At 68.9% G+C, this 15,811-nt stretch carries 15 protein-coding genes and 2 tRNA genes; 4 read left to right on the top strand and 13 right to left on the bottom strand.

All coding sequences use genetic code 11. The features are described from left to right. Nucleotides 1-14: 14 nt before the first annotated feature. The 4 genes from K8612_RS31225 to dnaK all read right to left on the bottom strand — a co-directional run bounded on the left by K8612_RS31225 (nt 15) and on the right by dnaK (nt 6,031). Complete coding sequence (locus K8612_RS31225) at nt 15-2,546, bottom strand: AAA family ATPase (RefSeq protein WP_223764942.1); 2,532 nt, start codon at nt 2,544-2,546, stop codon at nt 15-17. Nucleotides 2,547-2,600: 54 nt separating this feature from the next. After that, nucleotides 2,601-3,008 carry a thiol-disulfide oxidoreductase DCC family protein gene (locus K8612_RS31220; protein WP_223764941.1) on the bottom strand — a complete coding sequence of 136 codons (408 nt, stop codon included), beginning with the start codon at nt 3,006-3,008 and terminating at the stop codon, nt 2,601-2,603. A 28-nt stretch (nt 3,009-3,036) separates the two neighbouring features. Next, nucleotides 3,037-3,897, bottom strand: a complete 861-nt coding sequence (locus tag K8612_RS31215; RefSeq protein WP_223764940.1) for a hypothetical protein — start codon at nt 3,895-3,897, stop codon at nt 3,037-3,039. A gap of 220 nt (nt 3,898-4,117) precedes the next feature. Next, entirely contained in the window at nt 4,118-6,031 is a 1,914-nt protein-coding gene (dnaK, locus tag K8612_RS31210; protein WP_223743602.1) for a molecular chaperone DnaK, read from the bottom strand. A 405-nt stretch (nt 6,032-6,436) separates the two neighbouring features. Here dnaK and K8612_RS31205 point away from each other — a divergent pair, with 405 nt between their 5' ends. Next, nucleotides 6,437-7,525, top strand: coding sequence for a diacylglycerol kinase family protein (locus tag K8612_RS31205; protein ID WP_223743601.1), 1,089 nt, complete (start codon nt 6,437-6,439; stop codon nt 7,523-7,525). 66 nt (nt 7,526-7,591) lie between these two features. Here K8612_RS31205 and K8612_RS31200 read toward each other — a convergent pair whose 3' ends face one another. The 5 genes from K8612_RS31200 to greB all read right to left on the bottom strand — a co-directional run bounded on the left by K8612_RS31200 (nt 7,592) and on the right by greB (nt 11,847). Continuing rightward, nucleotides 7,592-8,353, bottom strand: coding sequence for a cyclopropane-fatty-acyl-phospholipid synthase family protein (locus K8612_RS31200; protein ID WP_223743600.1), 762 nt, complete (start codon nt 8,351-8,353; stop codon nt 7,592-7,594). 87 nt (nt 8,354-8,440) lie between these two features. Beyond that, nucleotides 8,441-8,758 (bottom strand): YbeD family protein, encoded by a 318-nt coding sequence (locus K8612_RS31195; RefSeq protein ID WP_223743599.1) that lies wholly within the window; start codon nt 8,756-8,758, stop codon nt 8,441-8,443. A gap of 34 nt (nt 8,759-8,792) precedes the next feature. Beyond that, nucleotides 8,793-10,112, bottom strand: coding sequence for a PhoH family protein (locus tag K8612_RS31190; RefSeq protein WP_223743598.1), 1,320 nt, complete (start codon nt 10,110-10,112; stop codon nt 8,793-8,795). A gap of 190 nt (nt 10,113-10,302) precedes the next feature. Continuing rightward, nucleotides 10,303-11,298, bottom strand: a complete 996-nt coding sequence (locus tag K8612_RS31185; RefSeq protein WP_223764939.1) for a deacetylase — start codon at nt 11,296-11,298, stop codon at nt 10,303-10,305. Between the two features lie 9 nt (nt 11,299-11,307). Then, entirely contained in the window at nt 11,308-11,847 is a 540-nt protein-coding gene (greB, locus tag K8612_RS31180; RefSeq protein WP_223764938.1) for a transcription elongation factor GreB, read from the bottom strand. Nucleotides 11,848-12,032: 185 nt separating this feature from the next. On the opposite strand from greB, the gene K8612_RS31175 reads away from it, so the two are divergent. Then, nucleotides 12,033-12,105, top strand: a tRNA-Lys gene (locus K8612_RS31175). 12 nt (nt 12,106-12,117) lie between these two features. Next, nucleotides 12,118-12,190 (top strand) — tRNA-Glu (locus K8612_RS31170). Nucleotides 12,191-12,220: 30 nt separating this feature from the next. Here K8612_RS31170 and K8612_RS31165 read toward each other — a convergent pair. Next, complete coding sequence (locus tag K8612_RS31165; RefSeq protein WP_223764937.1) at nt 12,221-13,378, bottom strand: tyrosine-type recombinase/integrase; 1,158 nt, start codon at nt 13,376-13,378, stop codon at nt 12,221-12,223. Continuing rightward, nucleotides 13,378-13,716: a helix-turn-helix domain-containing protein gene (locus K8612_RS31160; RefSeq protein ID WP_223764936.1), complete on the bottom strand. Its 339-nt coding sequence runs from the start codon at nt 13,714-13,716 to the stop codon at nt 13,378-13,380. Before K8612_RS31160 ends, K8612_RS31165 begins: the two co-directional genes overlap by 1 nt. Before the next feature lie 235 nt (nt 13,717-13,951). On the opposite strand from K8612_RS31160, the gene K8612_RS31155 reads away from it, so the two are divergent. Next, entirely contained in the window at nt 13,952-14,455 is a 504-nt protein-coding gene (locus tag K8612_RS31155; protein ID WP_223764935.1) for a hypothetical protein, read from the top strand. A 238-nt stretch (nt 14,456-14,693) separates the two neighbouring features. Here the strand turns inward: K8612_RS31155 and K8612_RS31150 are convergent, their stop codons facing one another. Together K8612_RS31150 and K8612_RS31145 are read right to left on the bottom strand one after the other, a co-directional pair. Continuing rightward, nucleotides 14,694-15,503, bottom strand: a complete 810-nt coding sequence (locus K8612_RS31150) for a hypothetical protein (protein ID WP_223764934.1) — start codon at nt 15,501-15,503, stop codon at nt 14,694-14,696. A gap of 113 nt (nt 15,504-15,616) precedes the next feature. Beyond that, complete coding sequence (locus K8612_RS31145) at nt 15,617-15,808, bottom strand: hypothetical protein (RefSeq protein WP_223764933.1); 192 nt, start codon at nt 15,806-15,808, stop codon at nt 15,617-15,619. Between the last annotated feature and the right edge of the window lie 3 nt (nt 15,809-15,811).

Genomic DNA, 15,811 nt, shown 5'->3' with positions numbered 1-15,811 from the left:
CAGGGCCCCCGCGCTCACGGCGCGGTCCGCCGCTCCAGCACCTGCCGGCTGAAGTGTCCGAAGTCCTCGTCGATGCCGCGAAGCTGGGCGGACAGCCTGCGCGCGCTCTCTCCCAGCTCGCCCGGGAGCGTCTCCAGCATGCCCAGCGAGGACTTGAGCCGCACGAGCTCCCCCTCCTTGAGCGCGAGCTGGGGAAAGCGGCTGCGCACCAGCCGCTCGAAGGTGCGCTCCGCGTCGGCCCGGCCGTTGAGCGCCTCCGGGGCGGGCAGCGCGGACAGGAGCTGGGTCAGCCAACTGCGCAGGTACTTGATGCGCGACAGGAGGAAGGACAGCTCCGCTTCGGCCACGGCCGCGCGCACCGTGTCGGAGAGGAACGCGGAGGCGGACGGGGGACGCGCCGCCATCAACTGTCCGTCCAGGCCCACGAGCGCGGACAGCTCGCCGTCGGGGGCCTGCGCGGACAGCTCGCCCCGGTAGTAGGTGTACGCGTCGCCGTTGAGCACGGCGTTGGGGGCGGGCGGCGGGCTGGCCACCTCGCGAGACAGCACCCGGGCATGCTCGCGCAGGCGGTGCTCCATCAGGTCGCGGCACTCGGCGAGCACCGGCTCCGCCGTCACGCCCTCGCGCCGCAGGTTCTCCGCAACCGCCTGCACCGCGCGACCGTACTGCTCGATGCGCTCGAACGGGGTCGCCCCCAGCACCTCGCGCGCATACGCCACGCTCAGCGGCCGGAGCAGCTCCTGCTTCAGCCCCGCCTGGGACGGGTCCAACGCCGTCAGGGCGTTCTCCAGTTGGGTGAGCCGCCGCGAGTCCGCGGACAGCGCGTCCAGCGGATCCTTGCGGCCCCGGGGCGCCTGCGCGGGGAACGCCGCCGACACGCGGCGCCGGAGCGCGGCCACCACCCGGCGGCGCGTGTCCTGGTCCGCGTCACGCAGCCGCGCGTGGAGGGAGGGCACGGCCTCGCTGAGCATCGCCGCCAGCGAGCCCATCACGCCCAGCTCCTCCTCCAGGTTCTCCGCGAGCCCGACCAGCCACTCCATCTTGACGCTGTCCTCGAACGCGAGCCCCTCCGCCGCGGACGCGCTCATCTCCAGCGCCTGCTCCAGGAACCGCGCGGCCGACTCGCACAGCGCGGGGTAGCCTGGCTTCAGCTCCGGCACGGCCCGGCTCAGCTCCAGGACGTCGCGGATGGCGATGAGCAGCGCCACGCCGCCGCGCCCCTCGCCCTGCCCCGCCGCCATGCCCCGCGACAGGCGCTGCTCCAGGGCCGCCACCAGCGCGCGCGCCGCCACCAGCAGCGGCGCCCGGTTCTGGCCGTGGCGAGGCCCTGGCACCAGCTTGCCCAGCACGCCGCGCGCGGTGGTGGACACCACGCCCGCCTGCCAGTTGCGGCTCAGGCCCTCCGCCGCGTTCACGTCGTCCGCGGCCGCGAGCGTCGTCGCCTCGCGCTCCACGCCGCCGCCCAGCTCCTGGCGCACCTTGCCCAGCACCTCGTCGAAGGTGCGCTGCTCCAGCCGGACGATCTCCAACTGCGCCCGCTCGCGCGGGTCCACCGCCGCCTTGAGCAGCGCGTCCGCCTCCGCCGCCGGCGGGCCGCCCAGCAGGAAGAACCAGCGCAGCGCGTCCAGGTCCTCCACCGTCGCCTCGAGCGACCGGTCCGGACGGCGGTAGATCTGATCGCGCACCACCGCCGCCTTCAGCGTCCAGAGCGCCTTCACCACGGAGCGCTGGGAGAAGTACTTCGTGGGCACGTAGTCCGGCAGCTTCGACACCTGCGCCACGAGCGCGCGCTCCAGCGCGTCCGTGAGCATCTCCACGCCCTCCAGCACGTGGCCGGGCACCTTCACCTGGGCCACCGCGTCCTGGAGCAGGTCCAACTGCTGGAGCGTCAGCGTGGCGCGCAGGTCCGGCCGCGTCCCGTGCACGAAGCGGTGCAGCATGGCGGCCCGGCTCTCCCGCCGGGCGAACGCCTTGGGCACGAAGCTGATGAAGCTCAGCCGGTCCGCGAACGCCAGGAGCAGCTCCGGCGAGCGCGCGAGCACCTCCGTGAGGTACCGGTTGCTCGTCATCACCACGCACTCGGTGCGGCCGGCCGTCACCTTGCGGCCGTGCTTCAGCTCCCGCTCGTACATCACGTTGAGGATGGAGCGCAGCAGCATGTCCCGGCCGTCGAAGACCTCGTCCAGGAACGCGTGCACCGCGCCCAGCATGCCCTCGTCGGTGAGGTACTCGGTGCGCCCCGTCTCCGTGAGCACCTTGAAGTCCACCGGACCGATGAGGTCCGTCTGCAGCGTCGTCTCCGCGATCTGCTTGGAGAACAGCGACGGCAGCCCGGACACCTCGTCGGTGATGCGCCCCAGGACGGCGCTGGCGACCGCGCTCTTCGCCGTCCCGGGCGGCCCCACCACCAGCACGTGCTCGCGGCAGAGCAGCGCCAGCTCGATCTGCGTGAACAGCGCTTCCCGCTCCAGGTACGTCTCTCTCAGCTCCCCGAAGAAGCGGCGAAAGGACTGGGCGGCCTGAAGGTTGGGAGGAGGCGAAGTCACGAAAGGGCCAGAGGAGGAGGCGGGGAAGGCCGCATGCTACCCGCGCCCCTCCCCCTATTTGAAGTGCACCGCGCAGGCCCCGTCGGGGCAGTTGCGACCCGCGATGCGGAAGCGATAGCGGGCCACCACGCCGTACACCGCGTCCGCCAACTGCCGCAGTCCCGGGACGTAGTACACGTAGAACAGCCGCCCCAACGGCCGCCGGCCCAGCGCGCGGACAATGGCCTCCGCGCCCTCCAGGACCCGGCCGTCCGCCTGGATGAGCTGCATGGCCTTCTCACAGCGCTCGAAGCTCACCCCCGGGAAGGCGTCCAGCACGCCCTCGTCGCGGAACGAGAGCAGCTCCGTGCCCTGCCCTCCCACCAGCTTGCGCATCTCCCGCGCGGCGCCGCTGCACACGCGGCAGTGGCTGTCGTAGAGCACCACGTCATGGCCCGGCGGTGTCGTCTGGAGCGTCGTCATGGGTCACCTCCCCCTTACACCCAGTATGTCAACGCGGCTTGAGCATCTCATGCAGTTGCCCGTGCACGCTGCGCCAGATGTCGTGCTGCCGTTCAATAGGATCCATCAGCGCCAGGCCCACCGACGTCGCCGGGGAGCTGCCCTGGAAGGCCGAATACTGTCGGATGCGCGTGCCGCCGCTGCCGTCGTCGTCGAAGACGAACTGGTTGGTGCCGCGCAGCGGGTGTCCGTCCAGGGTGGTGATGTGGACGACGCGCTCCGTCTCGTTGAGCTTCACGGTGATGGGCGCCCACACCGGCGGCGGCCCCTGCTCCTCCAGGAACAGCCGGGCGCCGTCCGTCAGCGCGCTCGCCGCCGGCCGCAGCGAGATGCCCGCCGCGCCGAAGAGCAGCTCCGGGTTGCTGACGAAGGCCTCGAAGGCGTCCCTCGCGGACACGCCGGGGATGGTGCTGGTGTAGTCGGTGAGCGCCGTGGGAGCCCCCGCGATGGGCGGGCTCGGGTCCAGGTGCCCCAGTTGCTTGCGCGCGTAGGCGTCCATCGAGGCGCCCTTGTCCAACGTCACGCTGAAGGCGGCGGCCTGGGTCTGCTCCAGGAGCCGCGCCCCCTGCTTCAGTTGTTCCTGGATGGAGCCCGTGGGCTTCGGCGGGAACGCGCCGCCCACGCCGAAGTCGAAGCCGTTGCCCTCCCGCGCCCGGGGCGCCACCTGAGTCGCCCGCGTGGAGGTCGCGGTGGCCGGCGCGCCGGTCCCCCGAAACACCTCCACGGAGTTGGCCGGAGCGGCCGACGTCCGTGAAGGCGCCTCCGCGCGCGGGGCCAGGGGAAGCGATGCGCCCTCGGGCGCGACGAGTTCAGGGAGGACGCCGGACAGCAGGGAGTCGATGCGGGACATGGCGGGACACCTTCGGGGTGGACTGCGAGGAACCCGCCCTCCCCTTGCAGCGCCTCCGCCACCCCGGGCCCGCGTGAATTCGCGGGGTTGCTCCCGGCCCTCATCCCGCGCGCGGCACACCCGTCCACCGCCGCGGAGAAAAGAAGAAGGCCGGCGCCCCTCGTCGGAGCACCGGCCCTTGGGACTTCAGCCCCCGCCGAGGGGCGGGAGGCTCACGTCGTTACGACTGGCGGAACTCGGCGTCCACCACGTCGTCCTTCGCGGACGGCTGGGCGCTGGAGCCCGGAGCCGCGGAGGGCTCGGCGCCCGGAGGAGGCGTGGCGCCCGGCGCGCCGCCGGTGGCCCGGTACATCTCCTCCGCCGCCTTGTAGCTGGCCTGCTGGAGCTTATCGAGGGCCGCCTTGATGGCGTCCTTGTCCTGCCCCTCGCGGACCTTGTTCAGCTCCGCGACACCGTCCTCGATGGCCTTCGCCACGTCGGGGGTGAGCTTGTCCTTGTTCTCCTTGATCATCTTCTCCGCGGCGTAGGCCTGGCTCTCCGCCTGGTTCTTCACCTCCACCAGTTCGCGGCGCGCCTTGTCCGCGGCCTCGTTGCTGCGCGCGTCGTCCACCATCTTGGTGACTTCGTCCTTCGACAGACCGGACGAGTGGCTGATGGTGACCTTCTGCTCCTTGCCGGTCGCCTTGTCCTTCGCGCTGACGTTGAGGATGCCGTTCGCGTCGATGTCGAACGTCACTTCAATCTGCGGCACGCCGCGCGGCGCCGGGGGCATTCCGGTCAGGTGGAAGCGGCCGAGGCTGCGGTTGTCACCCGCCATCTCGCGCTCACCCTGCAGCACGTGGATCTCCACCTGCGTCTGGCCGTCCGCCGCCGTGGAGAAGGTCTCCGACTTGCGCGTGGGGATGGTGGTGTTGCGCTCGATGAGCTTCGTCATCACGCCGCCCAGCGTCTCCACGCCCAGCGACAGCGGCGTCACGTCCAGCAGGAGGATGTCCTTCACCTCGCCGGAGAGCACGCCCGCCTGCACCGCGGCGCCCACCGCCACGACCTCGTCCGGGTTCACGGAGCGGTTGGGCTCCTTGCCGAACAGCCGCTTCACGGCCTCCTGCACCATGGGGATGCGCGTGGTGCCGCCCACCAGCACGACCTCGTTGAGGTCCTTGGGGTCCAACCCCGCGTCCTTCAGGCACTTGCGGCACGGCTCCAGCGAACGCTCCACCAGCGGGCCAATCATCTGCTCGAACTTGGCGCGCGTGAGCTTCACGTTCAGGTGCTTCGGACCGGACGCGTCCGCCGTGAGGAACGGCAGGTTGATCTCCGTCTGCGTCGCGCTGGACAGCTCGATCTTGGCCTTCTCCGCCGCCTCCTTCAGGCGCTGGATGACCATCTTGTCCTTGCTGACGTCGAGCCCGGTGTCCTTCTTGAACTCGCTGATCAGCCAGTTCATGATCTCCAGGTCGATGTTGTCGCCGCCCAGGTGCGTGTCGCCGTTGGTCGCGAGCACGTCCACGACGCTCTCGCCCACCTCCAGGATGGACACGTCGAAGGTGCCGCCGCCGAAGTCGTAGACGGCGATCTTCTCATCCTTCTTCTTGTCCATGCCGTACGCGAGCGCGGCCGCGGTGGGCTCGTTCACGATGCGGCGCACGTTCAGTCCGGCGATCTCACCGGCGTCCTTGGTGGCCTGGCGCTGGGCGTCGTTGAAGTACGCCGGGACGGTGATGACCGCCTCCGTCACCTTCTCACCCAGGTAGTTCTCCGCGGCGCGCTTGAGCTTCAGCAGCACCTGCGCGCTGATCTCCGGCGCGCTGTACTGCTTGCCGGCGATGTCCACGCGCGCGTCGCCGTTGGGGCCCCGGCCCACCTTGTAGGGGACGAGCTTCGCCTCCTCGGTCGTCTCCTCGAAACGGCGGCCCATGAAGCGCTTCACCGAGTAGACGGTCTGCTCCGGGTTGGTGATGGCCTGGCGCTTCGCCACCTGACCGACCAGGCGCTCCCCATCCTTCGTGAACGCGACGACCGAAGGCGTGGTGGGAGCTCCCTCTTCGTTGACGATGACCTTGGGCTCGCGACCCTCCATGATCGCCACCACGCTGTTCGTGGTGCCCAGGTCGATTCCGATAATCTTGCCCACGGTTCCCATCCTCTGGAAAAGACTGCGTTTTTCCTGCGAAATCCCGATGTAAGCCCAACGTAACCACCCCCCCCGGCCTGTCAAACGCGAGGGCGGGTTTCCCCGTAGGCCCGGGCACCCAGCGCAAAGGTGATGACGGCTGCTGCGTAGCGCAGTGCGCAGGCCCGGCCGCCCCCGCGTCACCGGAACGCCATCCGGACGCCACGGGTGCGTAACGCGCTCTACACCGCCGTCACCCCGCGGTAGCAACCGGGCGGGCATTTTGGACACCAGCGGACCGTTCAACCCCTCGGAATCACTTCAACCCGCCGCCCTGACACCCCGCGTCAGGGGTTGGCGAGAAAAGTGCACAGTCTGAACCGCGTCATCGCTGTCATACCGCTCCCCGCCCCTCTGGAGTCGTCCATGCTGGTTCAGCCCCTGCGTTCCACGGACTTCCGCCGCTCCCCCGCGGCGCTCCCGTCCGCCGAACCGAAGGTCGCGGTGCTGCTGAACGCGAACGCCCGCAAGGTGGACGCCCGGGTCGTCAAGCTGCTGTCGCACGTGGTGCCGGAGGAGGACCTGTTCCTGTCGCGCTCGCCGCTGGACGCGCGGCGCATCGCGCAGACGGTGCTGGAGCGGGGCTACCCCACCGTCTTCACCGGCGGCGGCGACGGCACCTTCATGGGCTTCGTCAACGAGGTGCTGCAGCAGGTGGGCCCGCGCGGGAAGTTCGCCGGCCAGGCCGCGCCGCGCTTCGGCATCCTCAAGCTGGGCACGGGCAACGGCATCGCGGCGTTCGTCAACGCCTCCAGCACCCGGGGCGACGGCATCCTCAACGACGTGGTGCGCGCCCGCGCGGCGGAGTTCCCCAGCGTGCGCACCATGGACCTGGTGCAGGTGGACGGCCAGCGCGCGCCCTTCGCGGGCCTGGGCGTGGACGGCAAGGTGCTCAACGACTACATCTCCGTGAAGGAGTCGCTGGGCAAGGGCATGTTCAAGCGGGTCATGTCCGGCGGTGGCGGCTACTTCTCCGCGGTGGCCTTCAAGACGGTGCCGCACTACCTCACCAGCTCCGTGCTGGTGGAGTGCGAGGTCGTCAACGGTGCGTCGGAGGCCTACCGCCTGGGCGCGGAGGGCCAGACGGTGGGCGCGCCGCTGGCGCCGGGCGCGGTGCTCTTCCGGGGCAAGCTGATGATGGCCGCCGCGGGCACCATGCCCTTCTACGGCTACGGCTTCCGCATGTTCCCCCACGCGAATGACCGCCGGGGCTTCCTGCAGTTGCGCCTGGGCCAGGTGTCGCCCACGCAGGTGCTGGCCAACCTGCCCCGCCTCTGGAACGGCCGCTGGGCGCCGGAAGGCCTGCACGACTTCCACGCCCGCGAGGTCACCATCCGCTTCGCGCGCCCCATGCCCTTCCAGGTCGGCGGCGACGCGGCCGGCTACCGCGAGCAGGTCACCCTGTCCGTGGCGCCCGAGTCCATCGAGCTGCTCGACTTCAACGGCGTGCAGTAGTCCCCTGGCGGTTGAAGGGCCCAGGCATCCCGGGCCCTCCCCCACGCATCAAGACTCCAGCGGACTTCAGCCGCGGTCGCGCGACGCCGGGGGCTTCTCGCCCGGCTCCTTGCGGCGGCCCACGGCGAACGCGTAGCTGACGCCCGGCTTCTGGTTGTGCTCGCGGTGCAGGGCCAGCTCCTCGCGGAAGGTGGCGCTCTCCGGCGCGGCGCCTTCCGGCAGGTGCGCTTCCATGTCCTTGTAGAGCGCGTCCAGCTCCGTGTCGTGCAGTGACTCCACGGACTCCGGCTCGAAGCCGGCGTTCTCCAGCGCCTGGAGCAGCTCGCGCGGCAACAGCAGCGGCGCGCCCAGGCGCTTCTCCCAGAAGTCCAGCACGGGCTTGGGCGTGAAGCGGCCCACGCGCGCCGGGAAGGTGAAGCCCACGCGGCCGCGCTTGCCCAACAGCGGGCGGAACGTGCGCAGCGCCACGTCCAGCGGGTACTGCACGCGCCCCGGCACGAGGATGCCGTGGAAGGGGCCGTCCAGCATGCCCAGCGCGTCCGGCGCCACGCGGCGCACTTCAATGCGGTCCGCCAGGCCCTGGGTGCGCACGCGCTCGCGGATGGGAGACACCAGGGCCTCGTCCGTGTCCACGGCCACCACGGAGCACTTGAGCTCCTGGGCCAGCAGCACGGCGGCGTGGCCCTCCGGACCACAGCCGAGCACCAGCACGCGGGAGCCCTGCTCCAACTGGGCCACCTTGGCGAAGCGGCGCGTGGCGTCGTCTGATCCGAACGCGCGCTGCGCCCCCGGCGGGTGGTACAGCGGGAAGTGCTCGGCGGGACTCATTCCACCCTCATATACGCACCCCGGCCGGACTTCCAGCCGCCGGCGGCCTCCGGGCACCCTGGGGCATCCGCCCGCGCACCGCCTGCCTCACAGGTAGTAGACGATGCGCGGATCCTGGTGCAGCTCGGCGTAGATGGCCCGGCGCTGCTCCTCGGACAGGAGCAGCACGGACACGCTCAGGGACACGAACTTCCCCTTGCGGCTGTGCTGCACGTGGATGGAGTCCGGGGAGACCTCCGAGCCGAGCTTCCGCCGGAAGATCGAGCGCACGTGCTCCTCGAAGCCGGGCGTCTCCTCGACCGTCGCCTTGCCCATCACCTTGTACTCGTAGACGGAGGGGTACTCGACGAGGGGCTTCTTCTCCTCGGCGGGGGTGTCGGGCTTGTCGGTGCCGTCCTGGGTCATGACACGTCTCTATCAGGCGAGGGCCTTCGGCGCTCTACAGCAGGTTGGCCGCCAACTCGGCCAGCATGCTGCGCTCGCCCTTGGCCATGGTGATGTGGCCGGCGATCTTCTCGTTCTTGAAGCGGTTGACCACGTGGACGAGCCCGTTGTTCGTGGAGTCCACGTACGGGTTGTCGATCTGGAACGGGTCGCCGGTGAGGATGATCTTCGTGTTGTCGCCCACGCGGGTGAGGATGGTCTTCACCTCGTGCGGGGTGAGGTTCTGCGCCTCGTCCACGATGATGAACTGGTTGGGGATGCTGCGCCCGCGGATGTACGTGAGCGGTTCGATCTCCATCAGCCCCAGGTCGATGAGCTCATGGTGGCCGCGCCCGGCCTTCTTGTCCGCGCGGCTCAGGTTCATGAGGAACTCGACGTTGTCGAAGATGGGCTGCATCCAGGGGTTGAGCTTCTCCTCGACGCTGCCGGGCAGGTAGCCGATGTCCCGGCCCAGGGGGAAGATGGGACGGCTGACCAGCAGCTTGTGGTACAGCCCCTCCTCCGTCACCTTCTGCAGGCCCGCGGCGATGGCGAGCAGCGTCTTGCCCGTGCCCGCCTTGCCGACGATCGTCACGAGCTTGATGTCGTCATTGAGCAGCAGGTCCAGGCAGAAGGCCTGCTCCATGTTGCGCGGCCGGATGCCCCAGGTGCCTTCCTTGCTGTTGCGCGCGAGCGGCACGAGCCGCGCCTTGGCGCCGTTGAAGCGGGCCATGGCGGTGTGGGACGGGTTCAGCTCGTCCTTGAGCAGCACCAACTGGTTGGGGAAGAGCCGGTCCTGGGCGGGCACCTCCACCTCACCGCCGGGCTTGTAGAGCTGATCCACCATCTCCGTGGGGACGAGCAGCTCCGTGAAGCCGGTGTAGAGGTCGGTGATCTCCACGCGCTCGGTGTCGAAGTCCTGGGCGGACAGGCCCAGGGCGTCGGCGCGGATGCGCAGGTTGGTGTCCTTGGTGATGAAGACGGCCTGGGTCTCCGGCTCGGTCTCCATCATGTCCAGGGCCACCGCGAGGATGCGGTTGTCCACCAGGTTGCCGTCCGCCATGGAGGACGGCAGCGAACGGTCGGTGAAGGCCACGCGGAGCATCCCGCCGTGCGGCAGCGGGACGCCCTCCTTCAAGGAGCCCTCGGCGCGGAAGGAGTCCAGGTAGCGCGCCACCAGCCGCGCGTTGCGCCCCAGCTCGGAGAGATCGCGCTTGAACTGATCGATCTCCTCGATGACGTAGATGGGGATGATGACGTTGTTGTCCTTGAACCCGTAGATGCTGCGGGGGTCATGGAGGAGGACGTTCGTGTCGAGGATGAAGTTCTTTCGCATCGAGGGCTTCGCGACCTGACCTGGTTCGGGTGCGATTGCTGACGGCGAGCGACGACCATGGAGGACCAACGCCGCTCAATATAGGCACCGAACGAGGGGCCACCAGCCGCATTCCCGTCTGAAAGCGCGAAGGTCCGTCCGAAACAGCACGGCCGTTCCGGCGAGGGGAACAGGGCGCTACAGCGGGCCCTCAGGAGGTCGCGGCCGTGCGCAGCGGAGCGGGCGCGGGCTCGCAGGCGTCCTGGTACGGCGACGCGGGCGCCAGCGGATCATACCCCAGGACCTCCACCACCCTCTCCGGCGGAGGGCCGGGGGGCATGCGGGCCCAGGGGAAGCGCGCCTGGAGCGACTCTTCGTCCAGCGACAGGACCTGCTTCGAGTGGAAGCGCCATGCGCGCTGCCAGCCGCGCGTGTCGAGCCGACGGGCCACCCGCCGGGACAGGGGGCTGATCATCGGCTTGGGCGTGAAGAGGGCCGGCTGTCCCTGGGCGTCGCGCATGCAGCCCAGCTCCACCGCCCACGCCAGGAGCCAGCGGGGCCAGCCGCGGCCCGCGCGGCGAAGGGCGCTGAAGTGCCCCTGCGCGGCGCCGTCCGCGAAGGTGAAGCTCCGCTCGTAGACGCAAGCGGCGGAGAAGGTCGCGGGCATCAGCGCCACGCCCTCCGCGCCGATGCGGCGGGCCATGAGGTGCAGCAGCTCCAGCAGGTCGCGCGACAGGGAGAGTCCGGGGTGGAGCTGTCCGGGGAGCGGCGGGCGGTTCCAGTCGAAGGGGCGCCCCGGGTGTTGCAGCAGGAGGCTGTCCACGAAGAGCAGCCGGGCCTCCGCCGCTGTGCGGGTGAAGCCGACCTCCGCGCCCGCGGCCTGGCGCAGGGACAGGTCCACGACGGGCGAGTGGTAGCGGCGGCTCAGGACGGTGATGCGCGGCTGGAACGGGTCCTGGCAGGACAGGCGCAGCTCGACAGGGCCCACGCGCTCTTCCAGGCGCTGCGCGAAGCCGTAGGCCTGGAGGGCGTGCTCCAGGCCCTCGCGGCTGTAGGTGCCGAACGCCAGGCTCACGCGGTCGCCACCGGCCTCCAGGCCCAGGTCATCCAGGGACAGGGACTCCTCCGCGGACGCGGCCAGGTCCGCGCTGTTCAGGCGCGAATAGGTGCGGCGGGCATGGGCGCTGAGCTCGGGTGTCCGGGGCATGGGGGCGTCCTAGTCGTAGCGGATGTCCACCAGGGTGAGTTCAATCTCACCCCGTGGGCGCCGCACCTCCACGGTGTCGCCCAGGGCCTTGCGAAGGAGCGCGCGGCCCATGGGTGACTCGACGCTGATGCGGCCTCCGGAGGCGTCGATCTCGTCCGAACCGACAATCTGGTACGTGCTGCGGCTTCCGGCCTCGTCCTCCAGGGTGACGGTGGCGCCGAAGTAGACTTTCGAGCGATCCCCCTGTTCCGAGGGGGTGACGATGGTGGCGGTATCCAGACGCTTCGAGAGGAAGCGGATGCGCCGGTCGATCTCCCTCAGGCGCTTCTTGCCGTAGATGTATTCGGCGTTTTCTGAACGGTCGCCCTGTGCGGCGGCGGCGGAGACCTCGGCGGTGACCTTGGGGCGGGCCTCGTTGAGGAGCTGGAGCAGTTCGCGGTGCATGCGCTCGGCGCCCGTGCGGGTGAGGTAGCGGCGGAACGGGGCCTGCTCCCCTGCCTCTTCGTCCTCGGGGCTGTCGTCGGGCGGTTCGGAGACTTCCTGGGACATGCCCCTTGTATAGCGCCGAGCCCTGACGGGCGGAGGGGCGCTGGGGGCGGATGTTCACCAGGGCCAGGACGGACGGTGTCAGGAAGGGGCGACTGCGATCGCCAGTGGAACTCCCCGGGCGCTGCTGGTAGGAAGCGCCTCGCGGGGCCGCTGGCGGATCCGCAGCCGGTGCAAAAAAGAATAGCGAGTCGCTAGCTCAGCTGGTAGAGCACCGGCCTTTTAAGCCGAGGGTCGGGGGTTCGAGCCCCCCGCGACTCAAGCAGTGACGACGTCCCCGTCGTCTAGAGGCCCAGGACGCTGGCCTTTCAAGCCGGTAACACGGGTTCGAATCCCGTCGGGGACACTGTAACTGGGGCCGGAAGCTGCTGAAACTTCAGCGGTTTCCGGCCCTGGTGCTTTCTGGCTCCTTCTCGTCTCCACAATGTCTCCAAGCCGGAGACGCATCCCGCCCCTCCTCCAGCATCTGGATAGCGAGGTGCTTCTCCCCCTTCCCCAGGTGCATGTACCGCATGGTGGTGCGGAGGCTGCGGTGGCCTGCCAGCTCCTTGATCGAGAGAGGAGGCACGCCCCGCATGGCCAGGTGGCTACAGAAGGTGTGGCGGAGGATGTGGAGCGCCCCCGTCACCTTGAGCCCGGCCCGCTTCTGCGCTGCGGACATCCAGCTCCGCACCGTCTGCTGGGACACCGGCGTCCCATCCTCGCGGTAGAGCACCCGCTCACCTCGGAGGTGACGGGCACGCACGAGCGCCGACGCCAGGGCGCGTGTCAGCGGCACCTCACGGGGCCGCCCGCCCTTGGGGAGATTGACGTGCCCCTTCCAGTCTGAGCGCTGCACCTTGAGTAGCCCGCGCTTGAGGTCCACGTCGCTCCACTCCAGCGCGATCATCTCCCCCATGCGCAGGCCCGCGTCACCGCCGAGCAGTACTGCGAGCTGCTGCGCCGGGCCGAGCTTCTCGGCGGCTTGTACCAGTCGCTCATAATCCTCCACCTCGTAGAAATCGACGGTGCTGTCCGCCGCCTTGAGGTGCTCGACCTCCACCGGCATCCGCTCGATGACCTTCCACTTCACCGCGACCTTCAACATCGTCGAGAGCGTGGAGAGGCAGTTGTTCACCGTCTTCACGCTGCGGTCCTGGAGAGCCGCCTTGAGCTTCTGCACGTCCTCGTCAGCGAGGGCGTCCAGCCGCTTCGTCCCGAACCGGGGCAGCAGGTGGTTGCGGAAATGCGACTCCTTGCTGTCCACCCCGGACGGCTTCTGCCGGTTGGCCTTCGCGTAGCCCTCGATGAACCGGGGGAAGAACTCCTCCACCGTGGGGACCTCCCGCTTCGTCTTCATCTCCTCCTTGACCTGCTTACCGCGAGTGAGCAGTTCCGCCTGCCGCCGCTCGCCCCACACCTTCGCGCCCGACTTGGAGCCCACCGGAGCCTTCACGCGCTCACGGTACAGCTCGCCATCGGGCCACTTGAACATGATGTCCACCTCCCATCCGCTCTTGCCGCGCTTCTTGTACTCCCTGACCTTCACGCTCATCACCGAGACCTCCTCGGCGACGGCACACGCCCTTCGAGAATGAACGGTAACAACTCGCGCCCACGGAATCGCAGCGAGCGGCCCACGCGGAAGACGCCTGGAAGCTGGCCGCGCGAGGCCTTCGCATACACGGCCTTGAGGCTGCACCCGAGAAGGCGGGACACCTCCTCGGCGGTGTAGATGGCCTTGTCGAGCGGAGGCTGGCCGTCCGGGCTGGTACTCCCGGGAGGCCCCGCCTGCACCAGCTCGCGGTGAGCTGCATCCCCGTTGAGCGCCACCAGCTCCTCGCGCACCAGGGTGCGGATGAGGTCACGCAGCCCGGCCTCTACGCTGGACACAGCGGCCTCCCATCGTCACTGCTGGAATGAATCCCGTCCTGCATCAGAACCTCATGAAGACGAGGCTCATGGTGGCGGTGTTGCTGGATGAGCGGCAGCCGGAGGAGATCTTCATCGCTGACGAATGTGCTCCTGGGCCATCTTCGCTGCCGCCCTCAGACTGAGCTGTGGCAAGAGGGCGAGGCGCAGAGCACTTCAACCGCTGGAAGCCCGGTATTGCCCCAGGAGGAGAGCCGTGGAGCATCGAATCGAGGTACCTGATGAGTTCGTGATTCCATCTGAGCGGTTCGACAACCCGTCGTTCATCAAGGGCCGTGTTGAGGCCGCACCATCTGCGGTGCAGGGCAGTCTCAAGACGGCGCTGTGCTACCTCTACGAAACCCAGGGCCCCACGAATCTCCCGCGGGCTCGCCTGAAAGCGGCAGAGCCTCATCTTGAGGCGCGCGAACGGCTTGTCGCTCGGCAGCTCTATACGCGGACCAATGGGTCGGAGCGCAAAAACTATGGGAAGAACGCTCTGCACGCAGCAAGGCGCGCACGGTACCGGTGCGAAGACTGTGGGTTCCCGGACGTGCGGTGCTGGCACCTCGACCATGTCGAAGGACGGAAGGTGCCCCTCTCGACATTTCGTTTTCTCTGCGGAAATTGCCACATGATTAAGAGCCGCCTGAAGGATTGGGCAACCAGCAAAGCGGTGAAGGTAGTGGAGACCAACAACAAAGGTGAGGGAGTGGGCTGAGGGGAGTCGAGTTGGTCCTGTAGATGACCTGCTCCCCGCTGACCTCCTGATGGCTGCTGGTTACTGTCTCTCTGCGGTTGCCGATGGAAACGTGCGCCGTCACGTAGCCGAGAACGCCGGTGAAGCCTCTTGTTGGCCGATGGGCGCGGATGTGACGGAGTGCGGGGTGGTCCCGGGCCGGTGAGGACTCTAATTGGCCGATGGGTTCCGGGCTGCTTGAAGTCGGCACCGCCCCTACCTACTTGGAGGCTGCCCGCCTACGCCGTTTCGTCGTCTTCACGGGGCGGTTACGGTGTACACGGTGTCGCTTCGGGTCGTGGACCTCCAGGCCAGAGCCAGATGTTTTCCCGGCGAGGAAGCTCCGGAGTCGCGAGAGAAAGGCCTTGCGCACTTTCTTCAGCTCGACGCTCCACGCCTCGCGTCGCAGGTCGAGCCCCTTGGGCTCGGTCATAAAGTCGATGCTCGCTGGACGCAGCCCCGCGAACTGCACCAGGACCTCCAGGTCCTTGGGCCCCAGCTTCGGCTTCAGTTCCAGTTTCTTCTCCGCGAGCTGCGCAATGGCTGCGAGCACCTGGTGCTCCCCTGTCCATCCTCGAAGGAGCTGTCGGTCGATGCCCAGTTCCTCGCAGACGTGACGCAGGGCGATGAAGCTCCAGGCCAGCTCTTCCACTGCGCGCATCAAGGCATGGAGCTTATCCAGGACCTGCTTGGAGGCGTGGAGGTACGGGGCCAGGCGTTGAAGCTCCTCGGGAAGTGGCTGGGGCGGCATGGCGTAGTCGTTCAGGGCCTGCTCGGGGACCCTGGTGCTCAGGATCGCCCCCGACATCAACCAGTTGAGCACGGGGTAGAGCGCGCTGGTGGTAGAGGCCAGCGCTGCGGCCGTGTCCGTGTACCTGAGGAGTTCAACGAACTGCTCCTCGGTGCGCTGTTCCATCCCATCCTTCCCCTTCACCCGCCGCAGCAAGTAGCTCCTGGCCTCGTTCTCGTCCTTGATGCGCTTCAGCGGCTTGGTGGGTGAGGGGCCTTTGGATGTACGGGCGGTGCTCATCTTGCGTTCGCCTCCTCGTACGCCCGGATGGGCGCGGCGATCCTCGTTGAAGGCGGGGCAGGCCGCCGAGGAAGACGGCCGTTCGGGCCGCGAACCCTAGGGGGTGTCCCTAATTAGCTGAAGAAAGGTGCTGGAGGCCGAGCGGCCGCCAGCACGAGGATGGCGGTGATGGAGACGGGCGCTTGTAGCTCCTGCTCTCGGCTGTCCAGCGAGTGCGTGGCCAGTGCATCCGCGATGAAGCGCGCCCCCTCAATGGCGCACCTCACCTCAGCCAGCTCGGCGGTGAGGCTGATGGCCTTGGTCATCGT

The organism is Corallococcus sp. AS-1-6, assembly GCF_020037015.1.
GTDB lineage: Bacteria > Myxococcota > Myxococcia > Myxococcales > Myxococcaceae > Corallococcus.
This window is presented reverse-complemented; position numbering and strand designations above follow the sequence as displayed.

Bases quoted from the DNA above. Each gene is read 5' to 3' on its own strand.
- K8612_RS31220 (WP_223764941.1), bottom strand. From the start codon at position 3,008: ATGACGACGCTCCAGACGACACCGCCGGGCCATGACGTGGTGCTCTAC.
- K8612_RS31190 (WP_223743598.1), bottom strand. From the start codon at position 10,112: ATGCGAAAGAACTTCATCCTCGACACGAACGTCCTCCTCCATGACCCC.
- K8612_RS31145 (WP_223764933.1), bottom strand. From the start codon at position 15,808: ATGACCAAGGCCATCAGCCTCACCGCCGAGCTGGCTGAGGTGAGGTGC.
- K8612_RS31195 (WP_223743599.1), bottom strand. From the start codon at position 8,758: ATGACCCAGGACGGCACCGACAAGCCCGACACCCCCGCCGAGGAGAAG.
- K8612_RS31215 (WP_223764940.1), bottom strand. From the start codon at position 3,897: ATGTCCCGCATCGACTCCCTGCTGTCCGGCGTCCTCCCTGAACTCGTC.
- K8612_RS31185 (WP_223764939.1), bottom strand. From the start codon at position 11,298: ATGCCCCGGACACCCGAGCTCAGCGCCCATGCCCGCCGCACCTATTCG.
- K8612_RS31150 (WP_223764934.1), bottom strand. From the start codon at position 15,503: ATGAGCACCGCCCGTACATCCAAAGGCCCCTCACCCACCAAGCCGCTG.
- K8612_RS31200 (WP_223743600.1), bottom strand. From the start codon at position 8,353: ATGAGTCCCGCCGAGCACTTCCCGCTGTACCACCCGCCGGGGGCGCAG.
- K8612_RS31205 (WP_223743601.1), top strand. From the start codon at position 6,437: ATGCTGGTTCAGCCCCTGCGTTCCACGGACTTCCGCCGCTCCCCCGCG.
- greB (WP_223764938.1), bottom strand. From the start codon at position 11,847: ATGTCCCAGGAAGTCTCCGAACCGCCCGACGACAGCCCCGAGGACGAA.
- K8612_RS31165 (WP_223764937.1), bottom strand. From the start codon at position 13,378: ATGAGCGTGAAGGTCAGGGAGTACAAGAAGCGCGGCAAGAGCGGATGG.